The 12258-nt window shown below is 31.2% G+C and carries 14 protein-coding genes; 4 read left to right on the forward strand and 10 right to left on the reverse strand.

The genetic code is table 11. From position 1 onward, the window contains the following. Positions 1-439, forward strand: a 439-nt coding sequence (locus DG435_RS09775; RefSeq protein ID WP_159098258.1) for a T9SS type A sorting domain-containing protein, incomplete at its 5' end; no start/stop codon positions are given. 135 nt (positions 440-574) lie between these two features. Here the strand turns inward: DG435_RS09775 and DG435_RS09780 are convergent. Next, positions 575-970: a hypothetical protein gene (locus DG435_RS09780; RefSeq protein ID WP_106795105.1), complete on the reverse strand. Its 396-nt coding sequence runs from the start codon at positions 968-970 to the stop codon at positions 575-577. After that, positions 954-1541, reverse strand: coding sequence for an RNA polymerase sigma factor (locus tag DG435_RS09785; RefSeq protein ID WP_106795104.1), 588 nt, complete (start codon positions 1539-1541; stop codon positions 954-956). The genes DG435_RS09780 and DG435_RS09785 overlap by 17 nt, the downstream gene beginning before the upstream one ends. A gap of 151 nt (positions 1542-1692) precedes the next feature. On the opposite strand from DG435_RS09785, the gene DG435_RS09790 reads away from it, so the two are divergent. Beyond that, positions 1693-2040, forward strand: a complete 348-nt coding sequence (locus DG435_RS09790; RefSeq protein ID WP_024772188.1) for a DUF6249 domain-containing protein — start codon at positions 1693-1695, stop codon at positions 2038-2040. A 321-nt stretch (positions 2041-2361) separates the two neighbouring features. Here the strand turns inward: DG435_RS09790 and DG435_RS09795 are convergent, their stop codons facing one another. From DG435_RS09795 to DG435_RS09810, 4 genes are all read right to left on the reverse strand, one after another. Then, a complete protein-coding gene (locus tag DG435_RS09795; RefSeq protein WP_159025812.1) occupies positions 2362-3003 on the reverse strand; it encodes a hypothetical protein in 642 nt (213 codons plus the stop codon). Positions 3004-3508: 505 nt separating this feature from the next. Next, positions 3509-4858 (reverse strand): hypothetical protein, encoded by a 1350-nt coding sequence (locus tag DG435_RS09800; protein WP_106795102.1) that lies wholly within the window; start codon positions 4856-4858, stop codon positions 3509-3511. Beyond that, positions 4842-5453: a hypothetical protein gene (locus tag DG435_RS09805; protein ID WP_106795101.1), complete on the reverse strand. Its 612-nt coding sequence runs from the start codon at positions 5451-5453 to the stop codon at positions 4842-4844. Before DG435_RS09805 ends, DG435_RS09800 begins: the two co-directional genes overlap by 17 nt. Then, complete coding sequence (locus tag DG435_RS09810; protein WP_106795106.1) at positions 5437-5928, reverse strand: RNA polymerase sigma factor; 492 nt, start codon at positions 5926-5928, stop codon at positions 5437-5439. Before DG435_RS09810 ends, DG435_RS09805 begins: the two co-directional genes overlap by 17 nt. A 372-nt stretch (positions 5929-6300) precedes the next feature. Here DG435_RS09810 and DG435_RS09815 point away from each other — a divergent pair, with 372 nt between their 5' ends. Together DG435_RS09815 and meaB are read left to right on the forward strand one after the other, a co-directional pair. Then, positions 6301-6855, forward strand: a complete 555-nt coding sequence (locus DG435_RS09815; protein WP_024772183.1) for a DUF2911 domain-containing protein — start codon at positions 6301-6303, stop codon at positions 6853-6855. A gap of 131 nt (positions 6856-6986) precedes the next feature. Continuing rightward, a complete protein-coding gene (meaB, locus tag DG435_RS09820; protein WP_108840598.1) occupies positions 6987-8045 on the forward strand; it encodes a methylmalonyl Co-A mutase-associated GTPase MeaB in 1059 nt (352 codons plus the stop codon). Positions 8046-8057: 12 nt separating this feature from the next. Here meaB and DG435_RS09825 read toward each other — a convergent pair whose 3' ends face one another. The 4 genes from DG435_RS09825 to DG435_RS09840 form a co-directional block, all read right to left on the reverse strand. After that, positions 8058-9326, reverse strand: a complete 1269-nt coding sequence (locus DG435_RS09825) for an acyloxyacyl hydrolase (RefSeq protein WP_106792377.1) — start codon at positions 9324-9326, stop codon at positions 8058-8060. A gap of 262 nt (positions 9327-9588) precedes the next feature. Next, positions 9589-10458: a hypothetical protein gene (locus DG435_RS09830; protein WP_106792376.1), complete on the reverse strand. Its 870-nt coding sequence runs from the start codon at positions 10456-10458 to the stop codon at positions 9589-9591. An 18-nt stretch (positions 10459-10476) separates the two neighbouring features. Continuing rightward, on the reverse strand, positions 10477-11568 hold the full coding sequence (gene hisC, locus DG435_RS09835) for a histidinol-phosphate transaminase (protein WP_106792375.1): 1092 nt from the start codon (positions 11566-11568) through the stop codon (positions 10477-10479). A 94-nt stretch (positions 11569-11662) separates the two neighbouring features. Continuing rightward, positions 11663-12256 (reverse strand): metallophosphoesterase, encoded by a 594-nt coding sequence (locus DG435_RS09840; protein ID WP_106792374.1) that lies wholly within the window; start codon positions 12254-12256, stop codon positions 11663-11665. Between the last annotated feature and the right edge of the window lie 2 nt (positions 12257-12258).

Here is a 12258-nt window from a genome sequence, read left to right on the forward strand (position 1 = left end):
TACGAATTGGAATGGTAAATCAGGCTACATAGGATTTACTTTTAAAATTAGTGGCAATACACATTATGGATGGTTTTATGCTACTGTAGCAAATGATGGATTATCGTATACTATATTGGATTATGCCTATAACACTAATGCAGGTCAGGGATTATTAACCAAAAGGCCAGCGGCAGCAGGTCCAGAAAAAGCAGAGAATTTGGTTAAGGTATACCCTAATTCATTTACTGAGACTACAAATATTGACCTGACAAAATTAGGTAAAGAAAGGTTTACTATGAGTGTATACGATCTTTTAGGAAGACGTATTTACCATAAAAACTATGACAGAAATCCTGGAGTACTTCCTTTTGGAGGAGCAATAACCGAAAAAGGAAATTATTTCGTGAAAATAACATCAAAAGGAGCTTCAGAAATACACACGATTGTAAAAAAATAATCCAATAAACTTAGTTGGTTTTATAGACTACCTAAAAAATGTATATAGAGTATCCCCTACTTTAATTCATTGTTTAGGTAGTTTTTTTGTGTCTTTTAAATTTTTATTTTTCGAGAGCCAAAATTTACTAAACAATTATAAAGAAAATCGTCTATCAATTCTCCGTTTTAAAATAGTTATTTGTATAAGAAACAGAAGGGCAAGAAATAAAATACCATATATCGTAGTTTTATGAAATGTGAAGCCAGAAAATGGATTTTTGATACTTATCTTATTTAAAAAAGAAAAATCAATAGAACTTAAAATCGATTCTTTACTATCTGATAAAAACGGTATGGTACATAGCAATACAGCAGTAACTACTGCAATAACAAACCAAACTTTCTTAGAAATCAAAGGTTTGTATGCCGATGACACCTCAACAGTTGAAAGCTCAACCTGCTCCATAACATTCTTCAAAAAATTTACTGAAGGAGTCTCTAATCCGGCTTCTTTGACTAAATGTTTAATGTCTTTATATTGCTCTTCCATTTTTACTACTAATTTCTGGAGAAATGTGATGCTTTAATATCGAATATAGTTTTTTTCTACTACGATATAATTTTATTTTCACATTATCTGCTGTTAAATTTACAATTTCTACAATCTCTTTTACACTTTTTTCCTCAAAATAATATAGCGTAATAATAGCGGCTTCGTCTTCAGGAAGTCTCATTATACTATCTGATATAATTTTTTTTCTTTCTTTTACCTGCAAATAGTTCAATGCATCACCAACCAGTTCCATTTCTCCTTCACTTACCTCTTCTATAAGTTCAGAAGTTATCATTCTTTTACTTGCTTTGATTGCATCCAAACTTTTTCTATACGCAATAGTGTATAACCAGGTAGAAAACTTAGCATCACCCCTATAATTACTTAAGGATTTATATGCCTTTATAAAAGAATCCTGAGCTACTTCTTCTGCCTGTTCCTTATTCTTAATCATACGATACACTACCGTATACACTAAACCCTGGTAACGCTCTACCAGAACCGAAAAAGCATTTACCTGCCCTTCTAGCACTTGATTAATATAATATTGATCTGATTGATGGTTCATTTTCTCATAGGACGACACTTTATAATCATCGGTTACATAATTTCTATTAAAAAGTACAAAATATTTTTTTTACCTTTTTTGTAACCACTTCGAATTACTCTTCGTCTTAATTAGAAAACGAACAGTATTAATCTTTTAAACTAAAAACATGATGGGATCAGAAGTAATTATAATGCCCGCAATCTTAGGAGTATTTTTTGGAATTATTTATTTATTTATTTCGGCTAGAAATAAAGAACGTATGGCTCTTATAGAAAAAGGAGCAGATGCTTCTATATTTTATAGCAGTAAAGAAAAAAGAGTCACTCCTGTATGGAAAGTACTTATTCTAAATTTATCTTTATTACTAATGGGTATTGGAATCGGAATTTTTATAGCTGGTATCCTACATTTATCTATAGGTGTAGATGAAGATATTGCGTATCCAGGTACAATCTTCTTAATGGCTGGAGTTGGTTTATTTACTGGCTTTACTATGACGAAGAATCTGGACAAATAAACAAAAGTATTACTTAACAAAAAAATATCCTGATGGTCAACATCAGGATATTTTTTTATACTGTTTTTATTCACTCTATAGATCATAAAAGATTTGATATAAGAATCTTATCCTGAATTCAAAGAAGTCATAATCAAATTTAAGCACGTTATCTATTAACATCAAAGGTATATAATCTCCAATCTTAACAGGTTTAATAAAACACTATAAGAACTTCTTAAACCTCTCCATAGCAATTCCAGGATTTCACATCCATTAAATAAACTGCATAAAAAAAGCCTTCCAAGTTTGGAAGGCTTTATATGGTATTAAAAAATTTTATTACATATCTGCTACAAGATCATCGTTATTTACAAATTTTTCAACAACAACAGATTCTCCTTTATTGTTCTCCAAAACATAAACCCCAACAGGTAATTGACTAAGGTCTACAAAATTTGTTGTTTTTGATAAAATATGTACTGTATTTTTTACTTCAAATAATTTGATTTTGTCTCCTTCTTCAAAACCAACCACAGTTACAAAATCTCCATCTCTAGTTATTTCTAAAAGATTTGTCTCTGCATTTTCATAGTAGTGAATAAATTCTTGCTCTACATCAATCTCTGCAGGTACATATGCTCTTTTGCTATCATTTTCTAAAACAAAATCTGTCTCTACATTCTCTATTGCTCCTGTAATATTAATAGCTTCTTCTAAACGTTCTATAACAACAGACTCTCCTTCACTATTTTCTAATAGGTAAGCTCCCATAGGTAATTGACTAAGGTCAATCTCTCCATGAGTTTTTGATAAAACATGATCTCCACTTTCTACTTCGAATAATTTAATCTTATCCCCTTCCTGAAAATCTACAACTACCACAACAAGGCCTTCCATTTCTACTTCTAGAATTTGGTCCAAGTCATTTGCATAACTACTCAAGAATAAAAATAAGCTAAAAAAACACGCTATTGATTTCATCTTTATAAACTTTATAGTGGGGGTTGTTATTATTTTATTACGGTTTTACCATACAATGATATTACTTAATTATAGTTAAACAAATTAAAAACCAGACTTTTAGATCAAATGTTTTCGATATTCGATAAATGACACAAAAAATGTTAAATTAACCTTTAATAAACGTTAATAAACTGATTATCAGTGTTTTATTTTTTGAGTATTGTTAAAAAATCAGATAAAGGGCAAAAATTAACAGATTAAAAGACTTATTCTGTAATATACTTACGCTTTTGCCCTAATCAAGTAGAAAGAAAATATGGTATGTTAAGTTAATGTTGATCTAAAATGAATTCAAAAATCTAACCAATTTCTTAGTAGTATTATTTTGAAATTCACCTCTCTTTTAGGGTAAAGATCTGAATGTGTTTAAATTAAGCTCTAGGATTATACTACTAAAAAAGCCCTATCAGTCTAAACCGATAGAGCTTTTCTATAATTAACACTACATTACTATGAAAAAACTTTATTTATTATTTAATACAACTTTGCTATACTTAGCATTAATTGTAATTATTTTGTCTGTACTACGAGTATTTTGGAATCCATTAACAAACACATTACCAAAATTCTTTCTTGTATTTATTTCCAAAGTTTTAGGCAAAGAAATTATACTTTGCGCCCCACTGTACGATAAATTAAATGCTGTTTCGGGTAAATTTAATTTAAAGTCACTGTTTTGAACTGCCAGATCCAGAGTAGAAAAAGATTCTCCGAGATTAGCTATATTAATTACTCCAAAACTTCCAGAGATTGCTCCATTTTCATCAAGTTGCTGGATAAAAACATTACTAGAATCAGCATTAACAAGAAGGTTTTTAGCATTTTGTATTCTACAATTCTTCACATAATTAATCATTAATCTACCATTGTTCCATTGTCTTACAAAAACAGGAGAATAAGAAGCTTTAATAAATGTTTGTTTACCATCTATAATATTAGCAGAAAGCTTAGTATGGGACAGAGAAGCTTTAATATTATTGGATTTCTCTGCCAATTGTACATCTCCATGGCGAATATTAAGTCTTAATTTGGCATCTTTAGGGATACGTACCTTAATAATTTTACTTGTGCTATTAGTATTAACTCTACTAGTGCTATACCTATAGACTGTAACATTAGCCGTTCCGGTTTGCTGCTTACCAATATCTTGTATTAATTGTGATGCCCATGCATCCATTTGTTTTTCATATTGCGCTCCCCAGGTTTCTAATTTTATCTTGTTTTTAGGGTCAGCTTCAAATTGTTTAGCCCATTTTTGCTTTTGTTCATCAATAAATTTTTCACGTATCTGGCTCTCCCATTGCTTAATATATTTTTCATCATTTTCTTTATGGGTTCCATTATTATAATTAACGTTAGCTTGATTTTGAGAAAGAGTACTTGGCATAGGGTTTTTAGCTATGTTTTCCATAAGAGGTCCCAACATATCAGTAATCATAGGGCTTAACATCCTTAATTCCTGCAAGCTCTTTCTGTCCATTGTAATACTGGAAGCAGTCACTTTTCTACTCCATAAATTTCCTGCAGTAGAATTAATAGTTACTTTCTGGCTATCTCCTAATACATCTACCTGCCAACTATCGAGGATGTGTTTGCTGTTTTCGTCAGAAAGATTACCTTCTAAGTAAGCTTCCACCTCGATTGTATTTTTATTCCAGGTTTCAAAAACAATATTAGTATGACTCGTATTAAGAACGACAGTAACATCTTTATTTACTGCGAGCTTTTCATTTAATTTATCTTGTCTGTCTTGTGCAAATAAGCTCGCACAGCACAATAAACCAAGAGTCGCTACATTAAGCCTGTACTTCATTGTAATTTTCGTTTTCAATTCGCTCTAATTCTTTTAGTTTGTCTTTTAGTCTATTTAAAAGAGATAACCTTATTGTTAAATTCTCCATCATAGCCTCTACACTTTGAACATTCGGTCCAACCTCTATTAATTCTTTATTAAGTTTTTGGTATTCTTTATCGAGATTATCCAATCTGGTCATAAAACTTTCTACCAATTCTCTATTAGTATCATCGATTGTAATCTGTGATAATTGAAATTTTATACTGGTAAGTATACTATTTTCTACTTCTTGATACTCGGGAGATATTTCTGCCAGAGGGGAAGATTGTTTTGCTAATATTACAGAGGAATTTTTTACAGGAGCAGTATTTAAATCTACTATATCAGGTCCTTCAGCACCACTACTCCCAAGTTGATTATATGTAAGTAAAGAAACCGAAAAGATAACAACAATACTAGCAGCAATATTAAGCCATTTATAATCAAACTTTCTGATCTTTTTAGGCAATTCATTCTCCATCCTAGACATAAATCTTTGTTGATGCCCTTTTCTTATTTGCTCAGCAGGAATCTGTTTATCCTGCTTTAATAGTTCTCTAATATCCTGTGCCATGTCTCAAATGTTTTAATTCTTCCTGTAGCTGCTTTTTTCCCCTATGTACCAATGTTCTTGAAGAAACCGGTGTAATATCAAGTACTTCACTAATTTCATTATGATCATACCCTTCTATCAAAAATAGCATGACGGCATATTTATATTTTTCTGGTAATTTTTCGATTGCTTTTTTCACCTCATCTACAGTAACAGAATCTGACACTGACCAATCGTTCTGTTCTTCTACACTAGTCATAACCTGTTCATTAATCGCAACCATATTCATTTTCTTAGCTTTTAGCATATCTATGCTTTTATTTATAACAATTCGTTTAAGCCAAGCACCAAAAGTAACATCTCCTGTAAATTGATGAAGTCGCATAAAAGCTTTGATGAAAGATTCTTGCATAGCTTCCTCCGCCTCAAATGGATCTTTAAGAAAACGCAACGCTACATAATACATACCATCACAGTATTTATTATAGAGTTTCATCTGCGCTCTACGATCGTTAGTCCTACATTGTTCTATTAGCTCGCTTTGTAACAAACTTTCTTAACTTTATATGGTTAGTGATTATTATTTAAAACTGTTTTAAATCGTACTCATCTATATAGACGAAAACATATATTCTATGTTGCAAAATTATGCATAAAAATCATAGCACCCCAACAATATACTGTATATCAAATAATTAACAAAAAACAATATATACTCATGATTTCTGTATCCATTCGTATTTGTAGTATAAATGGTATAAATAGTACTCTTCTATTTAATTAACCTCTAAAGCTTTCTTTTTTTTATGAATATTTAAACACAGACATAAGTTGTAAAAGAGGTATATTTAGGATTAAAAAAAATGTTATGCCAAAACTTTTAAAACGAGCAATACTTATTTTATTAGGATTAGTATTGATTGGATTTGCAGGAATGTATTTCATGAAGCAAAGTACCAAAAAACATAGTCCCGAAGAAATCGTTACTCACACAGCAAAAGATGCTACTTTCACTGTTTTTTACAACAGACCATATAAAAAGGATAGAGAAATTTTTGGTAATCTGGTTCCATATAATGAAGTATGGAGGACAGGAGCCAATGAAGCTACTACATTTACAACAGATAAAGATCTTCTCGTTGATGGCACTGTACTTAAAGCAGGAACCTATACACTATGGACCATACCAAATCCCAAATCCTGGAAAGTAATTTTTAATAGTAAAGAATATGATTGGGGAGTACATATGGATGGCACAGCAAAACGAGATGTTTCATACGACGTGCTCACTGTAGAAGTGCCTGTGCAACCCTTATTAAATGTAGTAGAACAATTTTCTATTTATTTTGAAAATGCAAATGATTTTACCATACTATATCTTGCATGGGATAGAACTGCGATTGCAGTTCCTATTAAAATATAAATGCATTCTGTTTTGATAAGTCTGTACCAATATAAGATTCATAATACTTTATAAACTTAAAATAACAGAAGGTCTATTTATAAATTATAAGTTTCCAAAAGGAATTTATAACTTTGCCATAAAGTCATTCTGTGTCTAAAGATTCTACCAAACATACTAATATTCCTTCTAGCACGAGTAGTCAAGCAATTGATCGTTTTAAAAAATTACAGCAAAAAGAAGTTGTAATTGATCCTATTTTTAAAGCAATCATTGCTCAAGACACCGCTGCTTTAAGTAAAGGAATTACGTTAATTGAAAGTACCCAGCAAAACCATATTGAAAAAGCACAGAACCTTATCGAAATGTGCCTTCCTTATGCCAACAACTCTTTAAGAATAGGTATAACAGGAGTTCCTGGAGTAGGCAAAAGTACCTTTATTGAAGCTTTAGGTAATTTGTTATTACAAAAAGGGAAAAAAGTTGCAGTTTTAGCGGTAGACCCTAGTAGTACAATTTCACATGGCAGTATACTAGGTGATAAGACCCGAATGGAATCTTTAGTAAGATCCTCTATGGCTTTCATACGTCCTTCTCCATCTGGAAACTCATTGGGAGGAGTAGCTCAAAAAACACGAGAGTCTATTATCCTTTGTGAAGCTGCAGGGTATGATGTTATCATTATTGAAACTGTAGGTGTAGGACAAAGTGAAACCGCTGTGCATAGTATGGTAGATTTCTTTTTATTACTAAAATTGGCAGGTGCAGGAGACGAATTACAAGGTATCAAACGTGGTATTATAGAAATGGCAGATGCTCTTGTAATTAATAAGGCCGATGGTGATAACCTGATACGTGCCCGTAAAGCCAAAAATCAATTTAGAAAAGCACTTCACTTATATCCTCTTACACAAAACAGCTGGTCTCCAGAAGTACTAACCTGTAGTGCAATAGAAGGTACTGGTATTGATGACATTTGGAAAATGATCCTAAAATACCTGAAAATTACTTCTGAAAATGGATTTTTTGAAAAAAACAGAATCCAACAAAATAAGTTCTGGCTATTACAAACTATTGAAGAACAATTAAAAAACTCTTTTTATAACAATCCCAAAGTTAAAGCTGCTTTAGATTCAAAAATTGAAGCCGTGCAACAACACAAAATGACCCCCTTTGCTGCTGCAAGGTATTTGTTAGGTTTAAATAAATAACAAAAAAACGTATTAGTTTGAATATTCTTTTTTTCTTTCTTTCAAATTAAAACGGTGCACATATCCTAAACTAAGTTCAGAAAAATCAGCCTGTCCTAAATTTGCATTAATATTTGCTCCAAAAAAAATATTGTTTTTGGGTGAGTTATGTGTATTAAACAAATAGTATTTCACTCCTAACCTACTAGAAATCGTTCGTTTTATTTCATAATACCAATCCAACTCTCCCAAAATATATTGATCCCCGCGTGTTTCTCCCTGGCTAAGCTGCCATTCAATTTTATAAAATGGTTTATATATATTAAGTCCAAGTTCAAATTCTACACCAATATGCCCTATAAAAACTTCTGTACTAGAAAAAAAACCATAATTGCTTGCGTATGCAACAGGTTTTTCTTTAAAAAAAGGAACTTGCTCCTGTATTAGCATTTCATCATTTTTGATATAATCATAATAGTGCTCATAGAACCTACCATAAAAACCGATTCCAATCTTAAAAATCTTGTTAACAACTTTACCTACGGATAATGCAACAGAATACACTTCTTTTTTATCATTAAATTCTTCAGAGAGTACATTTTGACCTATGCCACTACGAAATGAAAAATAGTTCTGTGAGGATTTGACTCGTTCTTTTCTTAACACTGTTACATCTTCCTCAAGAATAGTTTGAGGTTCTCCAAAAGATGAAGAAGCACTTATCAAAAAAGAGTTAAGTCCCTGATTAGGTAATCTCGTGTGTCCGTTAGAATAATGGCCATATCCTAGTCCTAAACGCCATTGCGTAGATTTACCTATTAAAACATCATAATACAAAAAAGTTTTGTACGACCAATTAAGACTTGTTGTTACTGCCTTATTAAAAGGATTTATTTCTGGGTCATACTTTGTATCAATATAGGATGCGCCAAACCCCATATTAAGATGCCACCTATTTGTTTTTTTTTGAAACAATCCAATTTCAACAAAAGGCATTGCGATATAGGCTCTACCTACTTTTTCAATATTTCCGAAATCGGTAATTCCTAATGCTAGTCCAGTTTTTGGATACCCCAGTCTAGAACTCCATTGTGCATCTACCTTTTTGTTGTAACTTCCTATACTAACAAAAATAGATTTAAGCATTTTAGTTTTAGGAAAACCAGTATTAGGTTCTGTCGTTTTTCCAAGTATTACTTCTGGCGAAATAAAAAATGAATTTTTGTTTTCATTATCTAATGTTTGCCCCTTTAATTGTGTTCCAATAAGAAATAGGAGTAGATAATATTCTGTTTTCCTCATTTACATCTTTTTTCAAGTATTTGGAATGATTTCCCCTTCATTCTCATGATGCAAAATAGGGTTTTTAAAATAAAAGAACACAATCTATATAAATACTGGAAATATAATAACTAAATCTATACATGTTTAAACAACTACATAATCATTACATTTAATGCCAAATAGAACTTTATGATCAGTTTTTCGTTTTGCGAACCCTTTATAAGAATCTAAACAAATTCCTATTGTCAATTAAAGGAGATGAGAATTTCTTAACCTAACTTTATTTTACTATGTACCATTTATTTACTCCTATTTCTAATTGCTCATCTGTTGGATATTTTTCTTGCACCAGTGATACAAAATAAGAGACTTCTTCTATTGAAGGTGTTAGTTTAGAAAACTTTTGGCGAACATCATATACCGAATTAACTTCGAAAGCTTTATCCACAAATAATGTTTTTACATGTCTTGCCTGAAGTACTTTTCTATAAAGCGATTCATAAAAAGATTTATCATACTCAAGGTCTTCGTTTAATTGTTTCTTCATTCCCAACTTTTTACCTACCTCACATATTTCGCGATACAATGCCATAAGTACATGAGGCTGAGCATCTGCTTTCTCCATTTCGTGATTAGGATTCTCTGTCGTCTTTACTCGTTTACTTATTATTAATTTTCTAAGTTCATCAGAAGGCACAGGTAGTATAAATTGAGTATTATCACTTGATAATATAGGCTCTAGTTTATCTTCTCTCTTTTTCCCTAATTCTATCAACCTATTCCCTACCAAAGGAGCTTCAAGGATTAATATTTCATTATCATTTTTATGTAATTGATACCAATCATAAACCGCTTTTCTAGACCATAACCCACAAGATTTTCTAATACCTGCATGAGTAACTCCATTGATTTCAGGATAAATCTTCAACACCTCTTCTGTTTCAAAACCTTGGCGGGCATCATCCCATTGTAATATAGAGATCTTTCTATTCTTCTGTAATGCCATGTAGGCAAATTGCTGTACATATAAACTTTTTCCTACTCCAGGTAATCCTGCAAAACATACAATTTTAGCTTTTAAAGCAACTGCATCCAGTATTGAATATAATTCTCCTTTTTTGGGTAAAACAATATATGATGAGTAATCCATAGTGCAGTTTGTTTAAATTTATAGCAATGCTTTTAATACTTCGAAAAACATAGTATTTATAATCGGTGTTGCCACTGTTACTCTAATATGGTCTTTAACTCCAAACTTACTACATGGTCTTACCATAATACCTGCTTTCAGAAAAGAATTTGTTATTTTTTCTTCGTCTATTGGAGATCGAAATAAAATAAAATTAGCTTCACTTTTCCAGTATGTAATACCCATCTTCTCAAATTGTGCATACATCCACTTCTTTTGTTCGCTAATTAATTTTTGAGTGCTTTCTATATGCTCATCATCTGTTAAAGCTGCAATCGCAGCGGCAGTGCTTAACACATTAATCATAAAAGGTCTACTTATTTTCTGTAGATACGAAGCAATTTTAGGAGTTGAAAATGCATAACCAATACGCATTCCTGCTAATCCATATGCTTTTGAAAAACTATGAATAGCAATTACATTTTTATTTTTTTTGATATAATATGCAGCGTTACAAAAATCCGGGTCTTCTACAAAATGAAAATATACTTCATCATAAATTACAATAACAGTATCTGGGATATTATCTAATAAATAATCCACATCTTTTTTAGGAATTATAGTTCCCGTAGGGTTATTGGGAGTAGTCAGAAATATCAATCGTGTATTCTCATTAACCGCATCAATAATTCCTTCTACATTTAAGCTAAAATCCGGTATTTTTAAAGGAATATCAATTACTGTAGCATTTTCTATACTCGCAAAATTACCATATGCTTTAAATGTTGGAGAAGAAACGATTACTTCACTATTGGCATCCAAAAACCCTCTACAAATGATATCAATAATTTCTACACCACTATTTGCAGTTATGTACTGATCTGCTTTAATACCATTATCATAATGATCGACTAACGCCTTTTTTAACAAAGAATCATCTCTATGGTGATATTCAGATAGTTCATTTAACGATTCTTGTATAGCTTCTAACACTTTTGGCGAAGGCCCCAAAAAGTTCTCATTCGAAGAAAGCTTATATATTTTTTGGTCTTCATTTTTGTTTTTACTTTCAGTTTTTGTTGCACCTACTTTATAAGGTATATTGTCTAATATATGTTTCTTATACATCATTTGATTATTTTGGTATAGGCTCTAGAAAATTAAAAATTAGTTTTTGAAACAGAATGAATTAAAGTGTTATTATTATAGCACTTTTTGTTTTACTTCATATATTGAAAGCTGTTTCAGACCGAAGCTGCAATATTTCTTTATTTTTCTTAAAAAATTCAGTTACTAATTCTGTTTTTAATGTTTTACTATTCTCAAGTTCTAAGATTTTTACATCGTTAGTATCTGTATCATAAATAGCCAAAGAGGCTATTCCTGTTTTATGAGCAGAAATTTCTCCTGGATTTACAATCCATGTCTCATTTTCTTTTTGAATTGAAGATATGTGGGTATGTCCAAAAAAAACTGCATCATACAATCGAGAAGTTGCCATTGGAATGGCAAGATCATCGTAATGAGAAATAAAAATTTTGCGATTATCTATTTCTAAAAAGTCATATGTATTTAGGCTTACACTAAGATTACTATTCTGATACTGGGCTACTTTAGTAATTTCAACTTTTTCGCCATCATTATTTCCCCAAATCGTAAATACAGGAATCGTAGAACACGACAATACTTTTGCTATACCAGCATTCATTAAATCTCCCAAGCAAAGTATGTGCTTACAATTCTGTCTTTCAATTTCCTCTAATGCAAGAATAAGATTATGGAAATTTTCATGAATATCTGATATAATAGCTATTTTCATCT

This window comes from Aquimarina sp. Aq78 (assembly GCF_900299525.1).
Classification (GTDB): Bacteria; Bacteroidota; Bacteroidia; order Flavobacteriales; family Flavobacteriaceae; genus Aquimarina.

Coding starts and splice junctions, on each gene's coding strand:
- DG435_RS09825 (WP_106792377.1), bottom strand. CDS start 9,326: ATGAGGAAAACAGAATATTATCTACTCCTATTTCTTATTGGAACACAA.
- DG435_RS09840 (WP_106792374.1), bottom strand. CDS start 12,256: ATGAAAATAGCTATTATATCAGATATTCATGAAAATTTCCATAATCTT.
- DG435_RS09815 (WP_024772183.1), top strand. CDS start 6,301: ATGCCAAAACTTTTAAAACGAGCAATACTTATTTTATTAGGATTAGTA.
- DG435_RS09790 (WP_024772188.1), top strand. CDS start 1,693: ATGGGATCAGAAGTAATTATAATGCCCGCAATCTTAGGAGTATTTTTT.
- DG435_RS09805 (WP_106795101.1), bottom strand. CDS start 5,453: ATGGCACAGGATATTAGAGAACTATTAAAGCAGGATAAACAGATTCCT.
- DG435_RS09800 (WP_106795102.1), bottom strand. CDS start 4,858: ATGAAGTACAGGCTTAATGTAGCGACTCTTGGTTTATTGTGCTGTGCG.
- DG435_RS09830 (WP_106792376.1), bottom strand. CDS start 10,458: ATGGATTACTCATCATATATTGTTTTACCCAAAAAAGGAGAATTATAT.
- DG435_RS09795 (WP_159025812.1), bottom strand. CDS start 3,003: ATGAAATCAATAGCGTGTTTTTTTAGCTTATTTTTATTCTTGAGTAGT.
- DG435_RS09785 (WP_106795104.1), bottom strand. CDS start 1,541: ATGAACCATCAATCAGATCAATATTATATTAATCAAGTGCTAGAAGGG.
- DG435_RS09810 (WP_106795106.1), bottom strand. CDS start 5,928: ATGAAACTCTATAATAAATACTGTGATGGTATGTATTATGTAGCGTTG.
- DG435_RS09780 (WP_106795105.1), bottom strand. CDS start 970: ATGGAAGAGCAATATAAAGACATTAAACATTTAGTCAAAGAAGCCGGA.
- hisC (WP_106792375.1), bottom strand. CDS start 11,568: ATGATGTATAAGAAACATATATTAGACAATATACCTTATAAAGTAGGT.